At 48.0% G+C, this 21,587-nt stretch carries 24 protein-coding genes and 2 pseudogenes; 18 read left to right on the forward strand and 8 right to left on the reverse strand.

Features of this window, described 5'->3' with window-relative positions:
• Nucleotides 1–47: 47 nt before the first annotated feature.
• Complete coding sequence (locus JJB07_RS05285) at nt 48–926, reverse strand: DUF5677 domain-containing protein (protein WP_201631834.1); 879 nt, start codon at nt 924–926, stop codon at nt 48–50.
• Between the two features lie 130 nt (nt 927–1,056).
• Here JJB07_RS05285 and rnhC (JJB07_RS05290) point away from each other — a divergent pair, with 130 nt between their 5' ends.
• From rnhC (JJB07_RS05290) to JJB07_RS05305, 4 genes are all read left to right on the forward strand, one after another.
• Nucleotides 1,057–1,674 carry a ribonuclease HIII gene (gene rnhC, locus JJB07_RS05290; protein WP_236587616.1) on the forward strand — a complete coding sequence of 206 codons (618 nt, stop codon included), beginning with the start codon at nt 1,057–1,059 and terminating at the stop codon, nt 1,672–1,674.
• Between the two features lie 254 nt (nt 1,675–1,928).
• Nucleotides 1,929–3,260 (forward strand): helix-turn-helix domain-containing protein, encoded by a 1,332-nt coding sequence (locus JJB07_RS05295; RefSeq protein ID WP_201631853.1) that lies wholly within the window; start codon nt 1,929–1,931, stop codon nt 3,258–3,260.
• Between the two features lie 4 nt (nt 3,261–3,264).
• Nucleotides 3,265–3,411 (forward strand): hypothetical protein, encoded by a 147-nt coding sequence (locus JJB07_RS05300; RefSeq protein ID WP_201631856.1) that lies wholly within the window; start codon nt 3,265–3,267, stop codon nt 3,409–3,411.
• Between the two features lie 221 nt (nt 3,412–3,632).
• Nucleotides 3,633–4,922, forward strand: a complete 1,290-nt coding sequence (locus JJB07_RS05305; RefSeq protein WP_201631858.1) for a helix-turn-helix domain-containing protein — start codon at nt 3,633–3,635, stop codon at nt 4,920–4,922.
• On the opposite strand, the gene JJB07_RS05310 is transcribed toward JJB07_RS05305, so the two are convergent.
• Nucleotides 4,890–5,105: an aspartyl-phosphate phosphatase Spo0E family protein gene (locus tag JJB07_RS05310; protein ID WP_347338323.1), complete on the reverse strand. Its 216-nt coding sequence runs from the start codon at nt 5,103–5,105 to the stop codon at nt 4,890–4,892. The two genes, JJB07_RS05305 and JJB07_RS05310, sit on opposite strands and share 33 nt — an antisense overlap.
• An 843-nt stretch (nt 5,106–5,948) precedes the next feature.
• Between JJB07_RS05310 and JJB07_RS05315 the strand changes: the two genes are divergently transcribed.
• The 6 genes and pseudogenes from JJB07_RS05315 to JJB07_RS05345 all read left to right on the forward strand — a co-directional run bounded on the left by JJB07_RS05315 (nt 5,949) and on the right by JJB07_RS05345 (nt 11,049).
• Nucleotides 5,949–6,317 (forward strand): hypothetical protein, encoded by a 369-nt coding sequence (locus JJB07_RS05315; RefSeq protein WP_201631861.1) that lies wholly within the window; start codon nt 5,949–5,951, stop codon nt 6,315–6,317.
• Nucleotides 6,318–6,434: 117 nt separating this feature from the next.
• A pseudogene (gene rnhC, locus JJB07_RS05325) lies at nt 6,435–7,072 on the forward strand (ribonuclease HIII).
• Between the two features lie 292 nt (nt 7,073–7,364).
• Nucleotides 7,365–9,329 carry an RCC1 domain-containing protein gene (locus JJB07_RS05330; RefSeq protein ID WP_201631870.1) on the forward strand — a complete coding sequence of 655 codons (1,965 nt, stop codon included), beginning with the start codon at nt 7,365–7,367 and terminating at the stop codon, nt 9,327–9,329.
• Between the two features lie 83 nt (nt 9,330–9,412).
• Nucleotides 9,413–9,700 (forward strand): annotated as a pseudogene (locus tag JJB07_RS05335) (ribonuclease H family protein); the annotation flags it as partial.
• Between the two features lie 543 nt (nt 9,701–10,243).
• Nucleotides 10,244–10,360 carry an FDLD family class I lanthipeptide gene (locus JJB07_RS24480; RefSeq protein WP_430727214.1) on the forward strand — a complete coding sequence of 39 codons (117 nt, stop codon included), beginning with the start codon at nt 10,244–10,246 and terminating at the stop codon, nt 10,358–10,360.
• A 179-nt stretch (nt 10,361–10,539) separates the two neighbouring features.
• A complete protein-coding gene (locus JJB07_RS05345) occupies nt 10,540–11,049 on the forward strand; it encodes a GNAT family N-acetyltransferase (RefSeq protein ID WP_201631879.1) in 510 nt (169 codons plus the stop codon).
• A 75-nt stretch (nt 11,050–11,124) separates the two neighbouring features.
• Here JJB07_RS05345 and JJB07_RS05350 read toward each other — a convergent pair whose 3' ends face one another.
• Nucleotides 11,125–11,367 (reverse strand): hypothetical protein, encoded by a 243-nt coding sequence (locus tag JJB07_RS05350; protein WP_201631881.1) that lies wholly within the window; start codon nt 11,365–11,367, stop codon nt 11,125–11,127.
• A gap of 243 nt (nt 11,368–11,610) precedes the next feature.
• Here JJB07_RS05350 and JJB07_RS05355 point away from each other — a divergent pair, with 243 nt between their 5' ends.
• From JJB07_RS05355 to JJB07_RS05370, 4 genes are all read left to right on the forward strand, one after another.
• On the forward strand, nt 11,611–13,011 hold the full coding sequence (locus JJB07_RS05355; RefSeq protein ID WP_201631884.1) for a hypothetical protein: 1,401 nt from the start codon (nt 11,611–11,613) through the stop codon (nt 13,009–13,011).
• A 388-nt stretch (nt 13,012–13,399) separates the two neighbouring features.
• A complete protein-coding gene (locus tag JJB07_RS05360) occupies nt 13,400–13,600 on the forward strand; it encodes a hypothetical protein (protein WP_201631887.1) in 201 nt (66 codons plus the stop codon).
• A 39-nt stretch (nt 13,601–13,639) separates the two neighbouring features.
• A complete protein-coding gene (locus JJB07_RS05365) occupies nt 13,640–14,554 on the forward strand; it encodes a metallophosphoesterase family protein (RefSeq protein WP_201631890.1) in 915 nt (304 codons plus the stop codon).
• A gap of 189 nt (nt 14,555–14,743) precedes the next feature.
• Nucleotides 14,744–15,238, forward strand: coding sequence for a GNAT family N-acetyltransferase (locus JJB07_RS05370; protein WP_201631893.1), 495 nt, complete (start codon nt 14,744–14,746; stop codon nt 15,236–15,238).
• Nucleotides 15,239–15,265: 27 nt separating this feature from the next.
• Here JJB07_RS05370 and JJB07_RS05375 read toward each other — a convergent pair whose 3' ends face one another.
• The 3 genes from JJB07_RS05375 to JJB07_RS05385 are packed head-to-tail and all read right to left on the reverse strand — an operon-like array spanning nt 15,266 to nt 17,462.
• The gene (locus JJB07_RS05375; protein WP_201631896.1) at nt 15,266–15,943 is read right to left on the reverse strand and encodes a LysE family transporter; all 678 of its coding nucleotides are present in this window, start codon (nt 15,941–15,943) and stop codon (nt 15,266–15,268) included.
• Nucleotides 15,944–15,968: 25 nt separating this feature from the next.
• Nucleotides 15,969–16,397: a VOC family protein gene (locus JJB07_RS05380; protein ID WP_430727215.1), complete on the reverse strand. Its 429-nt coding sequence runs from the start codon at nt 16,395–16,397 to the stop codon at nt 15,969–15,971.
• Nucleotides 16,398–16,457: 60 nt separating this feature from the next.
• The gene (locus tag JJB07_RS05385; RefSeq protein ID WP_201631902.1) at nt 16,458–17,462 is read right to left on the reverse strand and encodes a DUF3231 family protein; all 1,005 of its coding nucleotides are present in this window, start codon (nt 17,460–17,462) and stop codon (nt 16,458–16,460) included.
• 173 nt (nt 17,463–17,635) lie between these two features.
• Between JJB07_RS05385 and JJB07_RS05390 the strand changes: the two genes are divergently transcribed.
• From JJB07_RS05390 to JJB07_RS05400, 3 genes are all read left to right on the forward strand, one after another.
• Complete coding sequence (locus JJB07_RS05390) at nt 17,636–18,175, forward strand: CBO0543 family protein (RefSeq protein WP_201631904.1); 540 nt, start codon at nt 17,636–17,638, stop codon at nt 18,173–18,175.
• 73 nt (nt 18,176–18,248) lie between these two features.
• Entirely contained in the window at nt 18,249–18,647 is a 399-nt protein-coding gene (locus JJB07_RS05395) for an SRPBCC family protein (RefSeq protein ID WP_201631907.1), read from the forward strand.
• Nucleotides 18,647–19,018: an ArsR/SmtB family transcription factor gene (locus tag JJB07_RS05400; protein WP_201631909.1), complete on the forward strand. Its 372-nt coding sequence runs from the start codon at nt 18,647–18,649 to the stop codon at nt 19,016–19,018. Before JJB07_RS05395 ends, JJB07_RS05400 begins: the two co-directional genes overlap by 1 nt.
• 23 nt (nt 19,019–19,041) lie before the next feature.
• Here JJB07_RS05400 and JJB07_RS05405 read toward each other — a convergent pair whose 3' ends face one another.
• Nucleotides 19,042–19,518, reverse strand: a complete 477-nt coding sequence (locus JJB07_RS05405) for a CBO0543 family protein (protein WP_201631911.1) — start codon at nt 19,516–19,518, stop codon at nt 19,042–19,044.
• Complete coding sequence (locus JJB07_RS05410; protein WP_201631912.1) at nt 19,515–19,991, reverse strand: CBO0543 family protein; 477 nt, start codon at nt 19,989–19,991, stop codon at nt 19,515–19,517. The genes JJB07_RS05405 and JJB07_RS05410 overlap by 4 nt, the downstream gene beginning before the upstream one ends.
• 188 nt (nt 19,992–20,179) lie before the next feature.
• Between JJB07_RS05410 and JJB07_RS05415 the strand changes: the two genes are divergently transcribed.
• Nucleotides 20,180–21,520, forward strand: a complete 1,341-nt coding sequence (locus tag JJB07_RS05415; protein WP_201631914.1) for a DUF2252 family protein — start codon at nt 20,180–20,182, stop codon at nt 21,518–21,520.
• The last annotated feature ends 67 nt before the right edge of the window (nt 21,521–21,587 follow it).

Consider the following 21,587-nt stretch of genomic DNA (forward strand, 5'->3'; position numbering starts at 1 on the left):
GCTTGTTATTATTTATTTTGGGGATGACAAAGCATATGATTTGGTGGTCACCATCTAAAATCATAATTAGGATCTTTATACAGTTTTTGCCTGAATGCATATATCTCTTTAAGATACCATTGCTTAAAATCAGGCTTTAGATTAGGGAGATAGTTTTCTAGAATCATTGAAGAAGATTCGATAATAAAACCTATAGTCAATGCTATGTTAGAGTTAAGTTTTTGAATACTACGAAGACTTCTAATCTCTAGATGCCCAGTAGTAGGATCTGACCATATTTTTCGTAATATGTTTGAAGCATGTGATACTTGAGAAAAACTAGGATATAAAGTGGAGTACCATTCATATCTATCTAATTCTTTAGATAACGAAGCTAAATTTTTTGGTCCTTCAAAAAGAGAATACCAGTTTGGCGGTCGGTTTCTATTTGCCTTTTTTGCCCGCAGATATTCATTATAAACCAATTGATAACGTTGAGATTCTAACCCAGCCTGCTTCTCTTTTATTAGATTGTCTAAATTTGAGTCGTTTCCCATAGTCTCTTTGTAATCGTCACTTCTATAAATTTTTAATTCAGAAACTGTATCTGCTACAATATATGATTTGCATCTTTTTTCAGTATCCTTTGTGATAACGAACTCTAATCCTAAGAATGCCTCAAATGCACTTCTTAGGAGAACATCGGAGGGATCTGCGACTCCCTGATGTAAAAGTACTTGGGTAGCATCTGCCATCTCTAATATATGTCTATAAAAGAGAGGAGGTATTGTTTCATAATATTCATTGACTCCTTTTTCCATCAAGCCTGAAAAAATGTGTGTTCCATAATTTATGCATGACTCCAATACAGATGCCGCTTTATCAAGATGAAGTATTAATGATTTAGGCATATCTCTAGTTAGTAAGCAGTCATGAGGAGTGTCCATAGATTTTCACTCTTTTCTTTTGTCGTATATTCACTAGGGATATTCTAACATGGGATATCGAAAGTTCTAAACGTTTCTTATCACTCGGTCGTCCTTTTATATAAATTTGCAAATAGAGTAATGGGACTGTTTGTATGAATCGGGAAAAGGGGACTTTTTTTGCCCTCTCGTGACAGCGGGGGTCATCGTCGACCCGGAGGCTGTGCCGCTTTTGCAATCGCTTGGCGTAGACGACAGCAAGAAGATCACCGATAAAAAAATCCCCGGCATGGCCGAGGAGATTCGCAAGATTTGTTTTGGCAAATACAAAGTCTTGCAGATCAACCCGGCGAAGTACAACGAGTTGTACGGCAAGATGAAGAACTTGAACGTGTTGCTGGCGTGGACTCATGCGGCGGTCATCGAAGACTTGCTCGAAAAACAAGACGTGAAGCTCGCCATCGCCGATAAGTTCGGGGATGAGAAGTACATAAACGACAAGCTCAAAACCAGAGGCAAAGGCATCCACCTCATCCAAGTCCCTAAAGCCGAACAAAACATCGCGGTCGCCGCTGCCTCCATTCTCGCCCGCGACGCTCTGCTCAAATGGAGCAACGGCGCGAAAAAGACCTACGGGCTTACATTACCAAAGGGTGCGTCTTCCCTCGTCATCCAAGCGGGCAAATCGTACGTAAAAGAACACGGCAAGGACGCCCTCGTCAACGTGGCGAAATTGCATTTCAAAACAACAGAAGACGTCCTTCGATAAGCAGGAAGTCATAAAATTGAAAGGGCAAGCACCGAGGAACATACATTCGGATGCTTGCTCTTTTTGGTATCTCGTCTAGGAGCGATCTCCGGCGCTAAAATTGTACAGGAGTCAACCTCCCGGAAAAAGATCCATAAGGGTAAAGTTGGATTTGATAAATGTAAATTGGAATGATTACGACGATCTCTTCTCGCTCAAGTTCATTTTTGTTATAATTGTCAGAAACGCTGAAAATTCTGGAAGGTCCCATTACAATGGCAATTGACGACAAGGACAGAGTTGGTGAAAAAGTCAGATCATATAGAGAAGCACGGGGCTGGAGCCAAAAGGAGCTTGCTGAAAAGGCGGAACTGTCACCTTCAACGATCAGCAAGGTAGAAGGCGACGTTTTTACTCCTACTCCAGATACTATACAACGAATCGCTGACGCCCTTGGTGTCAAGCTAAGTGAACTCATTGACATTGGAGCATCGGCAGAATTAGAAGCCGTCGTTCAGATTGAACTTATGAAAATCTTCGTAGAACGCAAGGAATACCAAGACGCTCTTGGAGTTATAGATCACCTGAACAAACGAACCGATCTTGCCGAACACCAGCGGATCGATTTGACTTTGGCCCACGCAGATTGCTTGATTCAAACGGGTAAGAACCGTGCTGCTATCGACCTGCTTCAAGACTTACGGCAAGTCTTAGAGACGAAGAGAACTGATGAATATATACTTGCAACTGTCCTCAACAAATTGGGAACGGCTTATTTTACCGAACTCAGCATTGCAGACGCATACGCGCACTACATCCGTGCTCACCAGATCACAAAGTCGTTTCCCGTTGTTGACGAACTTACGGCGAAGGTCGCGTTCAATATGGGGCAAGTCTATTCTTGGATGCGTAATCCCGTTGATGCCCAGTTCTTCTTGCAAATCGCAGAAAAATACTTTAGAGATATATCGGATCATAAGAAGCTCGCTGACACCCTCTTTGCAAACGGGCTGGTCTTTCAAGAGTTGAATCAACTCGATCGTGCAGAACGGTATCTGCGTGAAGCGTTGGCTTTGTATTGCTCGCAGAACTTCTTGGTTCTTGCACAGCGAGTCAAGTATCAATTGGCCTCTCGTGTGACATCCAAGATGGAGCCAGAGGTGGGTATCCAGGAGTTGAACGAATGCGCTAAGATGTTCCAGCAATTCGACGATATGCCTAGATTCATTTATACCCATGCGACAATCGCGGAAATTCACCTTGAAGTAGACAACCTAGAGTTGGCCGGCGAACACTTGCAAACAGCTTTCGAGGCATTTCCGTCCGAAGACTACGCGACCAGCACGAACAATGCCTATCTGTTCCGTGTGAATGCGAAATGCTTACTTCGAACCGGAGCATACGAAAAATCACTTGAATATTCATTTAAATCCAGCGGGTTCTATAGTAAAATGGGTGTACAACGAGAAGCGGCAGATTCGCTGGAGATCGCAGTCCATGCCTATGAACTTCTGGGTGACAAGGACAAAGCACTTGAACTTGGTAAGCAGGTTCGTGACATGTTACGTGATTCTCTCGATAAGTCGTTTTTCAAAGAGGGGGTATAAGTTCATGAGAAAAGTCTTCTTCGGGTTTAGTCTCGTCGTCGTGCTTGCAACATTGGTTGTAGGCAGCGTAGGAAACAGCAACACCAAGGTAGCGACCAATATGGGTCCTGATCCTATGGGCATTCAAGCTATGAATAGCACTACGGTTTAACGATTCCTCCAAGACCATAACGTCTCAGTTTATCCCTAGCATTGGCTAGGGATTTTTTGTGTGCATCATCATGAATCGCGAATGATTCTGTTACATTGAAGTTCATCATTTATTATTGCGGTGCCTCCCATTAACATATCGGTATAAGCGGTTAGGCCTTAGATATAAAAGCTGATTGTTTGATTGGAATACCGTTTTACCATGAAGAGGGGGCATCTAGAATGTCATTGGGTAGCAAGATCAAGGAACTTCGAATCAAGAAGGGTTTGACGCAGAGTGACTTAGGTTCTGGACTTGTAACGCCAAGCATGATCAGCCAGATTGAATCGGACAAGGCTAACCCGTCTTACAAAGTATTAGAAGCCATTGCCGAACGGTTGGAAGAACCTCTGGAATACTTGCTTGTCGATCTCGAAAGCCAACTCGAACATCATACGGCGCACAAGGTCGCAAAGGCCCTCATTTCTTCGGGAGCCTATGATCGCGCTGTCGATCTTCTAACGGTGGTTGTACAGAATCCCGCATCGAATCTGAATCTGGTGGACGTAAAGAATGATCTTGGGAAGTGCCTACTTGAACTCAACCGTCACGACGAAGCATGTGGTGTTTTGAATGAAGCTGTTGAGTTTGCCATTGAGAAGTTGCTATTCCAACGCGCCATAACCGCTCTGAACATCTTGGGGATTTTGGAGCATCGTCGCAAGAAGCACCATAGGGCGATTTACTACTGGAGGAAGGGGTACGATCTCTTCCCGCAAATGCCCGCACCTGAGCCGTTTCTACAGGGTGAGTTGCTGAACAATCTTGGGTCGATTCATCACGATCTTGGGGAGGCACATGACGCACTCAGCTACTATCAAGAAGCCAAAAGCCTCCTGGCTGATACAGACAACTTGGAGCAGATTGGCAACACCTATCTTGGGCTTGCTAGCTTCCGTCAGACAAGAGAGTACGACCTTGCTACGGAATATGCCGGTTATGCTGTCGCGCTTTTCGAATCTGTCAGGAACATGAAGCTGGCGATTGAAGTCAAAAGAAACTTTGCCACGATGAACCAAAATGTGCAGGCACATGTAAAGGTACTGGAAAGCCTTGAAGAATGCCTAGAGCAATGCAAGACTTTACGTTTCAAGGATGAAGCAGCGACGATCTACGGCGATATTGCGTTGCTCCACATCCAACGAAGCCAACCGCATTTGAGCCTGAAAGCGGTCGAGGAAGGTCTTGAGGTTTCTACCGTTGGATCAGCCACAGCTGCAAGGCTGTTCAAGATCAAGGGATTGGCACTTGCTAACTTGGATATGCACGTTGAAGCAATTCGTGCGTTTGAAAATGCGGTAGCGCTTTTCAAAAGTCACAACATGAACGCTGAATTGACGGAGTGCTATTCGTTGTTAGCGGAAGTACACCAAAAGGCAGGGGACGTGAAGACTGCCTACGATTGCTTGTACAGGATGCGGCAGGTCTTACAAGAGAGCCTAAAAGATCGTGGATTTGTCATCACAGCGTGACAGCGAATTGTTCCTGGCTCTGGGCTGTTTCTGGAACGCTAATAAGTAAAGATCGAGTTGTTGACTTAGGGCGATTACGGATTCATCTCCGAGATCGCCCGTTTTTTCATACGCCAATACCATTTGTTTTCGTAATCGATTGATCGTGGTTTCGATGTTTGTAAATTCCTCCACACAGTACACCTCGTCGCCATAGATGCTCAAAAAAGGAGGTAGCAGTCAGAAATACCTGCTACCTCAATGAATGCCATTGGCTATTTTCATTCATCGCTTCCGCATCGAGCTTGGCTAGAACTTGTGCATTAGACAATGACATTTGGGAGGTCATCCAAAATGAGCATAATTCGCAACAACGTGCGTCTTCGCTCCTCTGAATGAGTTGAAGGACATCCAATTTTCGCTCCCTACCCCGTTTCCCCAAGTAGAAGCTCCGGTAGCTGGATGCCCTTACAAGGGGATATTAGCAAGGATTAGACACAGTAACAACGGTTTAATTATATGGGTGGTAAATCATGTTCCGTTCACGTATCTGAGAATGATTAGCAAGCAAGGGCCCTGATTAATAAAGGTGTTGTGTATTAGTGAGACCAAACATATCAGGCGAAATCTAATAGAAGACCAAATGAACAAAGAAGACGAAAAATGTGATTCCCTGTGGGTCTCAATTTTTTGTTATATGATTTTTAAAATAATATTCGTCTGCGCTTCTTGTGGCCAGAGTCGGGAAGGAACCTCGCAATGGCAGTCGAACCTTTCTGCAAAGGAGTGTGAATTATGGTATTGCGGCGGATTGTGGCCATTTGCGCGATTGTGGTATTAATCGGGTTCTTTATTGCATTCCTCATGGAGATTTTTAAATTAAAGAATGACCCGTTTCGAAAGTGTGTAGAAAAGACTGGGTATGTTAGATCACAGTGTGAGCAGATTTATAAGTGGAATTTGAATAATCCCGATAATAGAATACCGATACCATAGGGAAAGTAGCACACTGTATTACTCAGATCATTAAGAAGAGGAGACGTCCTGATGAATTTTACAGAAATTACAAAAATGGAAGCAATACAGAAACTGAGCTGGTACAAAGAAACTAGTGAGGAAATATTCAAGTTGCTAGATCAGTTCAGAAAAGCTACTGGTAATGAACAACAAGTGATTAAAGGAAGTATCGAAGAAAGGTATTCCTCTGTAAAACTGGAAGTAAAAGAGTACTATAACTTGTTATCTAAAGCATCGACTGTTAAGAACTATATCGCCGAGGCCTTGTTCTGGCCCGCAATTCAGGACATCTATGTCCACATATCCAGTGTGGCTAAAAATAGAGTGGGCAGTGATAAGTTCGTGTCGGCTGTTTATGACATAGGAAGTTATGCCGGATACTGGTTGGGGGTTCTCTAAAATACAAAAAGTAAGTGAAAATGCAGAGAAGTGCCCAGAATTTTAACATGTTTTTGTGTTCCTCTAAATCGATGCAATCAGAATTGGAATTTACAAGCACCATCATCGGCAAGGCGGATGACGGTAAATGGGTACTGTTTGTATGAATCTGCAAAGGGGGACTTTTTGGGTCCCTTGGTAACAGCGGGAGTCATCGTCGACCCCGAATCTGTGCCTCTGTTGCAATCCCTCGGCGTGGACGACAGCAAGAGATCACCGACAAAAAAATCCCCGGCATGGCCGAGGAGATTCGCAAGATTTGTTTCGGGAAGTACAAAGTCTTGCAGATCAACCCGGCGAAGTACAACGAGTTGTACGGCAAGATGAAGAACTTGAACGTGTTGCTGGCGTGGACGCATGCCGCCGTCATCGAGGACCTGCTCGAAAAACAAGACGTCAAACTCGCCATCGCGGATAAGTTCGGTGACGAGAAATACATAAACGACAAGCTCAAAACCAAGGGCAAGGGCATCCACCTGATCCAAGTCCCGAAGGCGGAGCAAAACATCGCCGTTGCCGCTGCCTCCATCCTCGCGCGCGATGCCCTGCTCAAATGGAGCAACGGCGCGAAAAAGCAGTATGGTCTCATCCTGCCCAAAGGGGCTTCCTCCTTGGGCATCCAAGCAGGCAAATCCTATGTCCAAGAACACGGCAAAGACGCGCTTTCAAACGTAGCAAAATTGCATTTCAAGACGACGGAAGAAGTCTTAAAGTAAGAACAAGATCATCGTGCAATCGAGAAAAGGCAAGCGTTTCGCGGAGAATCCGTAGACGCTTGCCTTTTCATATCCATTCATGAATCTATGGACTAGGTGTGGTCGATATCACTCATCGCCATTTCTGGTGAGTACCTACGAAGATGATTTTTGTTACAGTAATTATTATGTTTTGATTCTTATAAAATAAATGATATAGTTATCAGTATGTTGTTACTATATTTGAAAGGGTGATTGTGGATATACTCGTAAGTCATTAAATATTTGCAGTCAAGAATAGGAGTGGAGTATATTGTCAATTTATAAGAGACAGCATCGCACCTTGCTCGGGATTGTAGCTCTGGTGTTCATGTTGATGGTGAACATGGTCTTGCTGCCTGCTGGAGTCGCCTCGGCTGCAGAAGTGCAAAAAAATGTCGTCACGAAAGTTGTGGCCGGGGACTCATTCGGTGCAGTCATCAAATCGGATGGTACTGTTTGGACATGGGGTCTAAATTACTTTGGGAATTTGGGAGATGGAACGACAAGGAACCATAACACCCCTGTGCAAGTTTCAGGTTTGACCGATGTGTCAGCGGTTGCGAGTGGAAATGGTTATACACTCGCGTTGAAATCAGATGGAACTGTTTGGACATGGGGGTGGAATACATATGGTCAACTGGGGGATGGTACCACCGAAACTCGGTTGACTCCGGTGAAAGTCCTCAGATTGAAGGATGTTGTCGCGATTTCAAGTGGGTGGGATACTTCATTTGCACTTAAGTCAGACGGAACTGTCTGGGCATGGGGAAGTAACAACTACGGTCAGTTGGGGATTGGAACACAATCGAACCTTGCGAATCCTGTTCCAGTCCAAGTCGTAGGTTTGGATCATGTCACTTCTATTGACAGCGGATTTAACTTTTCGCTGGCAGTCAAATCAGATGGAACCGTTTGGGCTTGGGGATCCAACTCCATTGGTCAACTGGGGGATGGTACGAAAACAGATCGTAACGCTCCCGTGCAAGTTGCGGAATTGACAAATGTTATTTCAGTTTCTGCTGGAGCCGCACATTCGTTAGCCCTCAAGTCTGATCGAACCGTCTGGGCATGGGGAGGCAGTGAAAGTGATCAGGGAGAGTACGGATCTACTTCGGTGCAAGTTCAAGGATTAGAAGGTGTAACTGCTATAGAGGCGGGTTTAGGGAGGTTCATGTGTATCAAGTCGGATGGAACCGTCTGGAAGTGGGGGTCTCCTGATCAGGGGCATGGGTATAATTGGATCCCTACCCGCGCATATGAAGCACCTGTTGACACAACAGCTTTCTCTGCATCAGAATACTCCATGTTTTTACGATCAAACGGAACCCTGTGGATTGATGGGTATGGCTACCTAGGTGAAAGCTCTTACGACTCACGTCTAATGCCATATTTTGATTCGATTGATTTTTCCGCAACGGCTTCGAGTTCAACAACGGTCGATTTGACGTATGATACCAACGTCCAAGTTACGAAATTTGTTGTGAAGAGAGGAACAGAGGTAATTTCTTGTCCCCAAGTGGGAGCAAACCTATGGTGTCAAGATGAGGGTCTGACGCCGGGAACGCCTTACACGTATACGGTGGAGGCTTATACGAATGACAACTTTTTGATCGACAGCCAAAAACGGACAGTGACGCCGGGCGGAATTCAGGTTCCGAAACTGACGATGGAAGCAGATCATCCCAGCGTTTCCGCTGGAAGTTCCTTCACGACGGGTGTGAAGATCGAACTCGCCAAAGACATTTTTGCCGAAGATGTCACGATCACCTACGACCCGACGCTGTTTTCGTTTGATGGAGCCGAAACGGCCGGCGCAGGTCTGAAGATCTACCAACAGAGCGAAACATGGCCCGGAATGATTCGCTTCGTCGTCGCCAGCCAGGGAGCACAGTATGGACTCCAAGATACGGCATCCCTGTTGAATTTGACTTGGAAAGCGAAGACTACAGCGGGTAAAGGCACTTTCGCAATCTCGCAGGCGCTGGTTGCAAATTCAAAGGGCGAAGAGATTGTGCCCACGACTGGAAGTATTGAAATCAACGTGCTTGCAGGGGGGACTGACGTAAATCTTGACGGACGAACCAGCCTCGGAGACTTGGCGATCGCAAGCTATCAGTTCGGCATGGAGAAATCGAGTTGGCTTTACCCGAAAGCAGACGTTGATCAAAATGAAGAGATCAACGATGTTGACTTGAGCGCGATTGTAGATGCCATTTTTGCAAGTGCGAACAAGTAGTGTTAAAAGGTGCATCTTTTACAAGATACACCATTTTTAAAGTGTGGATCAGTTGCCGGTACATTTAGTATGAATCGGGAAAAGGGGACTTTTTTTGCCCGCTAGTGACAGCGGGGGTCATCGTCGATCCCGAGGCTGTGCCGCTTTTGCAATCGCTTGGTGTAGACGACAGCAAGAAGATCACCGATAAAAAAATCCCCGGCATGGCCGAGGAGATTCGGAAGAGTTGTTTCGGCAAGTACAAAGTCTTGCAGGTCAACCCGGCGAAGTACAACGAGTTGTACGGCAAGATGAAGAACCTGAACGTGTTGCTGGCGTGGACGCATGCGGCGGTCATCGAAGACCTGCTCGATCCACCTCATCCAAATTGAAAGGGCAAGCACCGAGGAACATACATTCGGATGCTTGCTCTTTTTGTACAAGAAACGAGTAGAATAGCTATACATCGAGAACGTCCGTTTTTAGTCGGGCTGTCGGCTGGTAATTATACGATAAAATAAATATTAAATTAAACAATAAAATAAGATACTATTAACTCGTGGAGTGCAAGTTGTCAAAACTCTTGCCAAACGTCACTCACACTACGTCTTAGACATACATCCTAGTACATTTTATGTAAAGGAGGATGGTTCAAATGGAAAACATGTTCGATCTTGACATTCAAGTGACTATGATTGGGGATATCGTGGATATTAGTCCCCCTCCATCGAATTCAATGGTTGATACCTGTTTGCTTTGCCCCACTCGATACGACTGCGCTTAAATCATTTTACAAATAAATAATTCAATGAATCGTATTGAATATTCAATCGATTCGTGATATTTTATTTGTATGGTCGATTCGATTGGGAGACTCCCTGATGAATCGGACTCAGCTACAAGCAGAATTTGAGGAGGGTGTTTTCATGGAAAATATGTTTGATCTCGACGTGGTTGTAACGAAACCCGAAAGAGCATTGGCACCTGTTGAAGACCCCTACTACACAGGGGTATTGTGCACAATCTTATGCTCTGCTGTTTGCGGCTGGTAATCGCTTTTAAAACGTGTCAAAGCAGCGACAGAAGAAGTGGCAGGAAGGAAGCTCATCATGGCTTCCTTTTTTTGCGCCCTAAAACAGAAGAGGGCGAGGTAAAATAGAGATCAAAAAAGCATTTATGGCGATTGCAAAGCATCGCATACTCAATTGGTAGACAAAGGAGCAAAATACATATGAAAGTTCTCGAAACGGATCGACTCAACCTGCGCCGTCAAACGGCCGAGGATGCGGCATTTATGTTGGAACTGTGGAACGATTCGTCATGGATACAAAACATCGGCGATACCGGCGTGAGAACCGTGGAGGATGCACGCAGTCGAATCGTAAACGGGGCAGTAGAGATGTACGAAAAATTGGGCTATGGCTTCTACTTGGTCGAGTTACAGGACGGCGGCATCCCGCTTGGCATCTGCGGCTTCGCAAAACGAGACTTTTTAGAAGAGCCGGATGTCGGATTCGCTTTTCTGCCTCGCTACTGGGGCCAGGGCTACGCGTATGAGGCGGCTTCTGCTGTGATGGAATATGGGAAATCTGTTTTGGGTTTTACCCGGATTGCAGCGTTTACGTCAGAAAAAAACGAACCGTCGGGCAAACTGCTGGAAAAACTGGGTCTGCAGTTTGAGAAGCTGATTCCGTACCCGGGCAGTGACGAAATGGTTCGCTTGTATTCCGTAGACGTCTAAAATTACAGGATGGTATGGCAAAAAGGGATCTGCAACAAATCTGCAGATCCCTTTCCTCGGTTTACGAGGTAGCTGTCAGCAACACTTCGGCTCACAGGCGGACATCTTCAGGCACTTGATCTTGCCATCCTTGCATTCGAAACCTTCGAACGTGCAGCAATCGGTCTTGATCTCGTCGACTTCGAAGTATTCAAAGCAGACGTTGTCGAGGCTGACACACTCGCAATCGCCTTTCAGCATTTGGATCAGGCATTCACGTTGCTCACGGTCCAGGATCAGTTCCATTTTGACCTTCTTGATCTTCGGTTTATGCGCCACGGGCAAATTCCCTCTTTTCATCGGTTTTGAGCATTCGTAACGCTCACACCCACACTGTACGCCCACGCACTCCGGGTGGTGTCAGTCCCTCTAAATCATCCCTGTGAAGGGCAAGCGAAGCGCATTGATATTATATTTATTTACTGTAAAATATCAAGGAATGAGATTTGTTATATTCTACTTGTTTTAAAACTTTTCATGTGTTATATTCTGGAATAAATCTTACTTTGTTCAGGAGGTAACATGAAAACGTTTATGACGAAACTTTTGGTTGCGGGCGTGGTTGTCTTCGGGCTCGCAGGTACTCATGCGGCGTTTGCGGATTCGACTGTGGACGGAACGACGCAATACACGGCGAATCTCATTCCGGTGATGACGAGTTACACATCTCCGTCCGGGAGCGTGGATTCGAGCGATAGTTCGGGTGCTTCGGGAGGCGAGTACCCTTGGAAAGCGTTTGACGGATACACAATGTACAAGGATGTAAATACGGGTGTCTACCACGGATGGGGAACCCATAGCACAAAAGGTTATTTGGGCTATCAATTTCCCTCTCCGAAAAAGGTTGCTAAATATGTAATTTATGCAGGTAATCCTTCGACCACCCTTGCGATCTTGCCGAAAACGTGGACGTTTGAAGGTACGAACGATAACGGTACTACGTGGAATGTGCTTGATTCTAGGTCCGGCATTACATGGAGTGCTACCGACATCAAATCGTTTACTTTTAATAACACAACGGCTTACATTAAGTATCGAATCAACGTTACCGCTAACGGCGGTTCGACCGGCAACATTGTGAATTTGACCATTCCGGAACTGCAGATGATGGAACTGGCGGTCACCGCTCCGACGGCACCGACGCTTTCCGGAACGGCGGAGAATACTGTGGATCATCTGTCTTGGAACTCCGTGAACGAAGCAACCAGTTACAACGTTCTGCGCTCCACCATTGCGGGCGGGCCGTACACCACGATTGCGACGGGTGTGACGGGCACGACGTTTGACGACACCACAGTAACCAACGACACCACGTATTACTACGAAGTCGTCGGGACGAACATGGCCGGAACCGGCGCTGCGTCGAACGAAGTGACGCTGACACCGCACCTTTCCACCGTGAATCTGCTTCAGAACCCGAGCTTCGAGCTGTACACGGGTACGAACAACGTAGCCGATCTTTGGACTCCCTACTACAGCGTCGGCTTGACAGCAGACCAGTACGGCTTTGACCATGTGCTGAGCCCGGTCAGCGAGGGAAGCTATTCGCAGAAACTGTACGCGAACGGCCTGGCTTCGAACCAGTCGGTGGAAGTGTACCAATCGGTAACGATGCAACCGAACAAACCGTACAGCCTGACCGCCGATTTCAAAGTCGAGAATCTGGTCAACGCGTCCGTTTACCTGTGGGTGGACTTCTACAACAGCGACACGGTCGTTGACCCGACCTCGTACCTCGCTAACGACAAGCAAGAGCACTACATCAAGATCGACGCCAACGGGTTCTATCAACTCGTGTTGCCAAACAATCTTCCCAACACGCCGGCGACAACCGCCGGGATGCGCGTCTACGCGATCATTCGCGGCAACGCCGACAACGCATCCGGCACGGTCTACGTCGACAACATGAAGCTGTTCCAATAAATAACACCTGAGGCGCTTGCGCAAGTTGTACAAACTACGACAAAAAATAATAAATCACGAACAAGTAAGCCACCACTTTAGAAAAGTCAGGAACCAAAAGACCTAGTAGGAGAACGATTTGTCCGACACCCAGTTGCGGATTCGTCGTTCTCCCCATGAAGAAAGTGGTTAAAAACAATGTGAGAAACGCAACGGCAAATCTCGTTTGGAGATCCATCATGCCATACCTTCTTTTGCGATTTGACTTGAAAGTATAGTAGTATATGCGAGAAGACAAGCAACTGCGGCAGGCAGTGGCTTGTCTTTTTTGTTGCGGGCAATAGCCGTTCCAAGAGTCTCTCAACTGGCATGTACTGTAGAGAGATTCTTGGAAAGGAGGTTAGGTCGAATGCCGCAAGTTAATTTTCAAATCGGCGCTTGCTACGGGCTTTCGGTTGCAGGTCAGACGATGGGGTCGTTCCGCGTCTTCAACGGGAAAGTGGTTGCCGAAGACATCAACTCCGTCACGATCAAGTATATGGGTCAAAACACAAAAGTCACGCGACGCACGATCCGCAGAAGCGACATCATGAAAGCCGTAAAGCTGTAAGCTTGTAGGGCGTGTCTAAAAAGGAGTTTAGGTATCATCATGGCAACCATTACCCAAAGAGCTCAAAGCTTGCTCAAGTCATTGCCCAAGTCCAACAAGTTCAGATTCGTCTATTTCGGTGACAGCTGGTTTGATTGGGGAAGGACGAGAGCAGAGGCAATCACTCGCTATCAGATTTTTCTGGGGGCGTTGGAGACGGCGGCGAGACAAAAGCCGAAACCGCTGTTCATCTTGCTTGGCGGAGATGTGGTGTTCACCGGCGCGGAGCAACACTATCAATACCTCACACAGAAATTGAATCAATTTATGAACACGTACAAAATTCCCGTGTTTATCGCGCCCGGCAATCACGAGCGAACCGGTACGAACGGCTCGTTGGATTTGTACCGAAAGTACATTTCTGCGAGATTGAACTACCGAGTTGATGCACCTCGATTGCGCGTCATCATGTTAAACGATATTGGACCGGGAACGGCAATCAGCGGAAACTACACGAATTATTACGGTTTTGAACAGTCGGGAGCAGCCCTTGCTACGTTCAAGACCAATTTGAACTCAACGCCCGCGAACAGCAAAGTGGTTGTGGTCATGCACGTACCGCCGCGAACAGGGACCTGGACGCGCACCAACGGTTCAACCTTCACTTTGACCAAGGATGACGGGTTCCCCATCGGGACTCCGAAGAACCGGGACTTTCTCAATACTCTGAGACAGAATCGAAACAAAGTGCAAAAAGTCTTGGTGGGCCATGTTCACGATTATGCGACCAGTAAGATTGATGGTATCCCCTACATCTTGGAAGGGCAGGGCGGCGCAGTGATCGGTCAAAACAGCATCGTGCTGTTTGAAGTGAACAACGGAATCGTCTCCTCACCCAAGCGAATTCCGATTACACGGAGCACCCAAACCCCTACCAAAGTGTTCGTCAATCAATCAACGCTCCCAAACCCTTGATGGCCTCACAATAAAGGAATGAGTTTCAGCAAGAGATCAACTTCTTGCCTCCAATACCCTTCGTGGGAGGGGACTTCTTGTAGCATCAGGCCCGTGATGACCGAGAAATAGCAGAACAATGTGAATTGCAGGGAAGCAAACTACTTGGTATGTTTGAGGAAACGAGATTTGCGAAGGAGCCTGTATGACATGAACGAGTTCTCAGTACGAAACGTGAGACTTCGGGAGATACTTGAGACGGACCTACCGCTTTTTTTCGAGAATCAGTTGAACGCAACTGCCAATCACATGGCTGCTTTCACTGCCAAGGACCCCGGAGATCGGACGGCATTCGATGCTCATTGGCGCAAGATCATGAGCGACGAGACGGTCACGAACAGAACGATTGTCTGCGGGGAGACTGTCATCGGCAATGTTCTGTGTTTTGAACAATTCGGACAGACAGAAATCTCCTACTGGCTGGGCAAGGACTATTGGGGCAAAGGAATCGCCACGGAGGCGCTCACTCAGTTCTTGAATCACATCCAGACACGACGCCCCCTCTATGCTCGTGCTGCCCAAGACAACCTCGCATCGATACGGGTTCTACAGAAGTGCGGATTCCAAATCTGCGGGGAGGACAAAGGCTTTTCGAATGCACGGGGCCGGGACGTGGAGGAGTTTATTTTCAAAAAAAACGAGTGACCCTGTTCAACGGGTCACTCGTTTTTTCTATTGCTTTTCCAACGCGAGCTTGAAACCGAACACAATCAGAACCGCACCCGTGACCCGCTCCAGCCAGTTTTGCACGGTTGGCGATTGCAGCCACTTGCGAAGGTAGTTGATGAAATACACGTAGGCCAGATACCAGACGATCGATAGGACCGCGTAACTTGCACCCATGAAAAAGAGCTGCTTGGCCGTGCCGATCTCGGGGACAACAAATTGCGGCAAGAAGGTCAGGAAAAACACCGCCATTTTGGGATTCAAGACGTTGGAGAAAAGACCCTGTCTGTACGTGGTCCAGACACTCGCACGACCAATCGAGTTTGCAAGAGGCAGGGCCGCGGTCGAATCAGCTCCAACGGCGACCTCTGCGAGTCCTTGCCGATGCGCTTGCTGCTTGCTCCGTCGGGTGGCCCAGATGGCGGTACTTCCTAAGTAGACCAGATATAACGCCCCGATGTACTTGACGATCAGAAACGCCATGGCAGATTTCATCAAAATTGCAGAAAGCCCCACTGTCGCGGCAATCGTGTGTACCACAACCCCCGTACACAGCCCGAATACCAAAAAAGTGCCGGACTTTCGCCCGGATGCGAGTGTCGTCTTGGTTGTGAGTGCAGTATCGACTCCCGGAGTGATGACAAGGACTATGGACAGCAGTAAAAAAGTGAGATATTGATGCACGCTGGATGGCTCCTTCCACCTTTTTTTACGAGATCAAGCTCAATTGCCAAGTGACGCCGAATCGATCTGCGACCCAGCCGAACTTTTTACTGAAAGGATAGGGAGCCAACGGCATCAAAATGCTACCGTCCCTCGATAATTTCTCAAACGCCCTGTCGATTTCTTCTTCCGTATCGCAAGTAACATACAACGAGATAGAAGGCGTGAACGTAAACCCGTGATTCACGAAACTATCAATGCACATAAACTCTTGTCCGTTTAATGTGAAGATCGCATGTTTCACCGAACCCTCAGCGCCGGCTTCGTTTGCGCCATACCGAGAGATGCTGGTGATTTCAGATTTGTCGAAGATCGAGATGTAAAAATTCATCGCCTCTTCCGCTTTACCTTCAAACATGAAAAACGTTGTGATTTGCATGGGAACGAGCTCCTTGGTCGCATTTGTATTCCTTATTATAGCAGATGTAAAAACGAGCCACCCACATCAATGGGTCGCTCGTTTTTAGTAGGCGGGCTATTGCTTGCTCAGCGTTCTCCGGTCCTTGTTCTGCGGGGGTTGTTCCAGCCAACCGTGCTTGATCATCAGTTTGGCGCCTTCCAGAGAATAGGCGGTGGTTTCCGCCATCATACGGGTGTAGATCGCCCCGAGATCAGTCCTCTGAGAGGCGGCCAGAGAGGCTGCGTAGTTCCCAAAACCGGCGCTGCAAAGGGACGTAATCTGAAAACACATCAACTTATCTGAAAAGGGCGCTTCTTGCGATTCCGTCACATCGCCGATCCAAGTGGAGGGTTGCAGGACATTGTCTTCCAGTAAATGCTTGGCTAACAGTTCAATGTGATGTTGTGCAGTTTTCTTGCCTTTCCAAGCGAAGTCCCGCACTTCTTGTCGTTGTGCCGTTTGAGCAAATCCCAGGAGCAAGGCAAACCCGATCAAATTCGTTTCCGTGTTCATGCCCATGTGTGAGATCTCAATCGCATTTAAAGGTCTATGCGTGCCAAACATGTGAGAGAGAAACGACTCATCTTGGATGAACTCTACTTTTTCCGGCTTTGCAATCATCGGGGAGCGAACAAATACCCCTTTTCTGAGCATGACTTCGCTCGTTTTGTTGTAGAGGTACGATGCTTTATGCAGGGTGACGGTAAAAAAGTCCCGCACGTCTTTTCGAGCGGAGACGGACAAGGAGACCGCAGCCGCAGCCATGCCAAGCCGAGACATGTGTTTCAGATAACGCAAGGTAAAAATATCAGGGTACAACCCCGGCGCACCGGAGTTCCAGTCCTTATCGGTAAATCCAATCGGAATCGGGATTTTTTCATGTGTAAAAATGGTTTCGACAGTTTGGATGGCGTTCTCTGTGATCTGGAGCGCCGTCTGTTGAAGTTGTTTGATGGCAGGGTCTTCACAGACGTTGATGAAATGAAGCAAGACACAGCGAATCATCGTATCCGTTTGATACGTCGTCCAGAGGACGGCCATTTCAGACGAAGTAAGACCGGGGTTGTGGGAAATCTGCAAGTGAATCATCCTTTATTTGAACTTTTGTTGCCTTGTTTAGATTTTGTCTGTCGGGGTGTCTTTATTCCATGTATGGATTATCGGTGGGGGCCTCATCCGGCAACGCCTCTTTTTTTTCTACGCAAGCACTCACCTTTTCTAACACATACTAACAGACGAAAGGGGGTGTCGAGATGGGTGAATGGGCAAAGTCCGGCCTTGTGCTCCTGACCTCTGTTTCGTGGTTGGTCGCCTATTGGATCTTCGGGGACCACAAACGGTGGCGGGAATACTACGCGACAGCTCTGTTCATTTGTATGTGGGATTTTATTTCTACGATTTTGACGTTTCACTACGGCTTGTGGCGGTTTGAGAGAACGATGATCTCACCGTCGCATGTTCAAGCTGACTTTTCGATTGTGTTCACGCACTTGTTGCCGATGGGGATGCTCATTCCCGCTCGATACCCCTATAAGTCCGGATGGTGGAAGCAGGGCTGGTTTCTGCTGTTCTTTTTGGCTGTGAATTCGGGTTTGGAAGCGATTTTCCATGCGGCGCACCTCATCTCGTACTACCACGGCTGGAACTATGCATGGTCGGTCGCTCTCTGGGGGATGATGATCCTCGCGATCCGCATCCATTACACGCACCCGATTTGGGCGTGGGTTTTCAATATTGCGATGACGGCGTTCATAATCTGGCATTTTAAAATCCCGATTCCATCTCTTACTTGACGTGACACCTATAGGTTTCATATAATCGATGTGACACCTCCGGGTGTCACATACATCTAGGAGGGGTTTCTCAATGGAAGACATTTCGAAAGTAGTTGTATTCAACGCACCGCTTGAAAAAGTATGGAAAGCCGTTTCCACCGCAGAAGGCATTGCTTCTTGGTTCATGCCGAACGACCTGCAAGCGGAGATGGGCTATGAATTTACATTTGATGCAGGTCAATTCGGGATGTCCCCGTGCAAAATCACCGAACTCGACCCGCCCCATCTGATCGGATTTGACTGGGGCAAAGACTGGCACCTGCAATTTCAATTGAAAGACCTTGACGGCAAAACGGAATTCCACCTGATCCACTCCGGCTGGGGCGAGGACAAAGTTACGGAAACCGGTGCTCCGCACACAGTGATTCGCGGCGTGATGGACCAAGGCTGGGGCGAACTGGAGAAACTGCGTGCCGTTGTAGAAGCGTAATGTCGTCAGCGGCGAAGGTTGATGTCTTTCAAGCGGTAGCCGATCCGACGCGTCGCACGTTATTGAAACTACTTGGCAAACAGGAACTCTCCGTGGCGCAGATGACCGGGCATTTCTCCATCTCGCGCACGGCTGTCAACAAGCACTTGCACATCCTGTCGCAAGCCGGCCTCGTCTCCCACCACAAAGTCGGACGAGAGACCCGGTATCAACTCCAACCGGACAAGCTGCGCGAGTTGCAGAACTGGGTGAACTATTTCGAGCAGTTCTGGGACAACAAACTGGCGATGCTCAAGTTTCTCGTGGAGCAGGACGACGAGAGTGAGCCCGTTTTTCCTCCCTTGCGTTTGGTGGACCGCGAAAAGGAATAGGACGTCTAAATAAAAGGAAGCCCTCACGAGGGGCTTCCTTTTTTCTTGAAGAACGATGCGACAAACAGGCGCGTGAGGACGTTGCAGAACAGGATGATTTCAAAGCTTAGAGACATTCTCCAGCTCACGAGATGAACCAAGTGCGTATAGCGCTCAATCACGACTGCGATGGCCGCGATTCCGGCTGAGAAGAGCACGGTGTACAGAGCTTTCACCCATTTGGGTTTCGCTTCGGGGAAGTAGAGCATGAAAACCACAGCCAGTGACGGGTAGAGGAGAAAGTGCAACGTGAAATTCATACGTGTGGCATGCGGAAATTCTCGGTATGGATACTCGATCAGACCAAATTGGACGACCAAGATATCGAACAACCAGGTGAATGTCTGCATGGACATGAAGACGAGGTGCATTTCCCGTGTTCGGCTCTTGGGAGTTAGCCGCCAGAGCGCAACGGGGATCACAACCCAGAGGGAGACGAGAATCCAGAATTCCTTGCTCATGTCGTCGTCTCTCCAGAGCGGGTAAACCACTGATAGTAACGGCGGCACAGGTAAAACGTCCCGGTGAGCGAGAGGAACGTCCAATACCATCGCCATTCGTTGTAGGCGATCAGGTCGGTGTAGTGTTCGAGGAGCACTTCGATCAGGGTAATGACGGACGAGATCAAAGCATAGTAGAGCAACTTTCGCCACGTCGAGCCCGCTTGCGGATAATAGAGGTTAAAAAACACGGAGATCGCCGGGTACACGAAGTACTCAAACGTAAACGAGGTGTTGTTCGCGGCACTCATTTCCCGAACGGGATATTGCAACCAATCTCGATTCACCGCGACCAACCCCAATCCCCACGTCAAGAGTTGCGTGAAGAAAAAACAAACCAAAGCTCCGCGCCATTGCGAACGGGGAACGAATAAGCACAGCGCGAGAACGGTGAGAAACCAAGCACTGATCAAGATCGTAACTTCTATGGACATCTCGGGCTCACTCCCTCAGGACGGGTATGTAGAGAAAGTATTCCCAAAAGGAAAAAAGACCCCGCCATCGGGCAAGGGCTTTTTTATGGACAGGGTGTTAAACTATCGTGTGATTTCATCTGTACCTGCGTATTCACGAAGTAAATCAGGTATTGTGGAAGTACTTTCACACAATGGAGGTTCACCTGATGAAGAGAAGACACTTGGTTTCCTTGCTGCTTACGGCGGTTCTGCCGCTGACGTTCGTGCAATCGGCGGGGGCGTTCACCAACACTTCGACACGCACGATGTACGTGAAGCAAGAGATTCAAAACGCGAACTCGTTCTACACCGACCTCACGCTCAAAAACGCGAAGTACGCCGACATGGAAGCGTCGCCGTTTGCGTTCTACCGGGCGACCAACCATCTCTACTATGCAGACCTTGACACGGGCGTGATCCCCGTCCCGTCGCAGTGGAAGACAACTTCCAACGTCCAAACGTGGCTGTCGGGGGACTTCCATACGCAGAATGTGGGCTTTTTGGACAATGACAACGGCAAGGTTGTATTCGACCTCAACGATTTCGATGAGTCGTACATCGGGCCTTTTTATTGGGACCTCTTGCGCTACACGACGAGTCTGTTCCTCATGAAGCCCGAATTGGGGACGTCGCTCAGCGATTCGGACATTCGAGATGTGGCGAGCACCTTCCTCTCCACCTACCAGACCACGCTCAGCTCCGTCAACGGCAACAGCAACGAGAAGGACCTCTACCTCGACAAAGCGGCGCTCACAGGGTTTATGGACGATCAGATCGCGTCTGTGCAGAGCAAATACAGCACCTCGACGTTGCTAAGCAAATGGACGAGTCTGCAAAACGGAGTCCGCCGCTTCAACTTCGCCAACCCGGACCTCGGCGTTCCGACGGCAACCGATCGAGCTGAAGTCGGTTCCTACTTCGGGATCAAAGACCAAGCGGTGCGGCTGAATTCCGGTCTCGGCTCGCAAGGGGTGAAAAAATACTACTTGCTGGTGGAAGGCCCGACCTCTTCACAGGATGACGATGTGATTCTGGAAGTCAAAGAAGAACGCCTGCCGAGCCTCTTCCACGTTCACACCGTATCGCAAAGCCTGTACACGTCGCAATTCTCAAACCACGGCACCCGAACTTCCACCGCGAACAAAGCGCTGCTCAACCATGTGGACAACTACGCCGGCTCTCTGCAAAGCGCAACGCGCACGTACTATGTGCACCGCATCTCTCCTTGGAAGAAAGGATTCGACCCGGCCGATTTCAAGAGCAAGTCCGACCTGACCGAATTCGCAAAAGCATCCGCCCAAGCCCTCGCCTATGCGCACGCACGATCGGACCGCGACTACAACTCGACGTACGTTTCGTACAACTTTGAAGACGGGGCCTTGCAAGCGATCGCTCTCTGGCCGCAATTCAAAACCACCGTCTCCCAGTTGGCGGAGAACTACGCCGCGCAAGTGCAAGCGGATTACAACTCCTTCGTCGGACTTGTGAACAGCGGGCAATTGCCGTAGATCGAAAGCAGACCACCGTCCCGAGAGGGCACGGTGGTTTTTTGTGCAAGGTGGGTACGTTATGGAA

The organism is Tumebacillus amylolyticus, assembly GCF_016722965.1.
Lineage (GTDB): Bacteria > Bacillota > Bacilli > Tumebacillales > Tumebacillaceae > Tumebacillus > Tumebacillus amylolyticus.

What these genes read in the sequence shown, in the direction of transcription:
- JJB07_RS24480 (WP_430727214.1), top strand. Translation starts at nt 10,244, where the DNA reads ATGTTTGATCTCGACGTGGTTGTAACGAAACCCGAAAGAGCATTGGCA.
- JJB07_RS05405 (WP_201631911.1), bottom strand. Translation starts at nt 19,518, where the DNA reads ATGAGCAAGGAATTCTGGATTCTCGTCTCCCTCTGGGTTGTGATCCCC.
- JJB07_RS05365 (WP_201631890.1), top strand. Translation starts at nt 13,640, where the DNA reads ATGGCAACCATTACCCAAAGAGCTCAAAGCTTGCTCAAGTCATTGCCC.
- JJB07_RS05355 (WP_201631884.1), top strand. Translation starts at nt 11,611, where the DNA reads ATGAAAACGTTTATGACGAAACTTTTGGTTGCGGGCGTGGTTGTCTTC.
- JJB07_RS05415 (WP_201631914.1), top strand. Translation starts at nt 20,180, where the DNA reads ATGAAGAGAAGACACTTGGTTTCCTTGCTGCTTACGGCGGTTCTGCCG.
- JJB07_RS05410 (WP_201631912.1), bottom strand. Translation starts at nt 19,991, where the DNA reads ATGTCCATAGAAGTTACGATCTTGATCAGTGCTTGGTTTCTCACCGTT.
- JJB07_RS05400 (WP_201631909.1), top strand. Translation starts at nt 18,647, where the DNA reads ATGTCGTCAGCGGCGAAGGTTGATGTCTTTCAAGCGGTAGCCGATCCG.
- JJB07_RS05295 (WP_201631853.1), top strand. Translation starts at nt 1,929, where the DNA reads ATGGCAATTGACGACAAGGACAGAGTTGGTGAAAAAGTCAGATCATAT.
- JJB07_RS05345 (WP_201631879.1), top strand. Translation starts at nt 10,540, where the DNA reads ATGAAAGTTCTCGAAACGGATCGACTCAACCTGCGCCGTCAAACGGCC.
- JJB07_RS05315 (WP_201631861.1), top strand. Translation starts at nt 5,949, where the DNA reads ATGAATTTTACAGAAATTACAAAAATGGAAGCAATACAGAAACTGAGC.
- JJB07_RS05305 (WP_201631858.1), top strand. Translation starts at nt 3,633, where the DNA reads ATGTCATTGGGTAGCAAGATCAAGGAACTTCGAATCAAGAAGGGTTTG.
- JJB07_RS05300 (WP_201631856.1), top strand. Translation starts at nt 3,265, where the DNA reads ATGAGAAAAGTCTTCTTCGGGTTTAGTCTCGTCGTCGTGCTTGCAACA.
- JJB07_RS05285 (WP_201631834.1), bottom strand. Translation starts at nt 926, where the DNA reads ATGGACACTCCTCATGACTGCTTACTAACTAGAGATATGCCTAAATCA.
- JJB07_RS05395 (WP_201631907.1), top strand. Translation starts at nt 18,249, where the DNA reads ATGGAAGACATTTCGAAAGTAGTTGTATTCAACGCACCGCTTGAAAAA.
- JJB07_RS05390 (WP_201631904.1), top strand. Translation starts at nt 17,636, where the DNA reads ATGGGTGAATGGGCAAAGTCCGGCCTTGTGCTCCTGACCTCTGTTTCG.
- JJB07_RS05370 (WP_201631893.1), top strand. Translation starts at nt 14,744, where the DNA reads ATGAACGAGTTCTCAGTACGAAACGTGAGACTTCGGGAGATACTTGAG.
- JJB07_RS05360 (WP_201631887.1), top strand. Translation starts at nt 13,400, where the DNA reads ATGCCGCAAGTTAATTTTCAAATCGGCGCTTGCTACGGGCTTTCGGTT.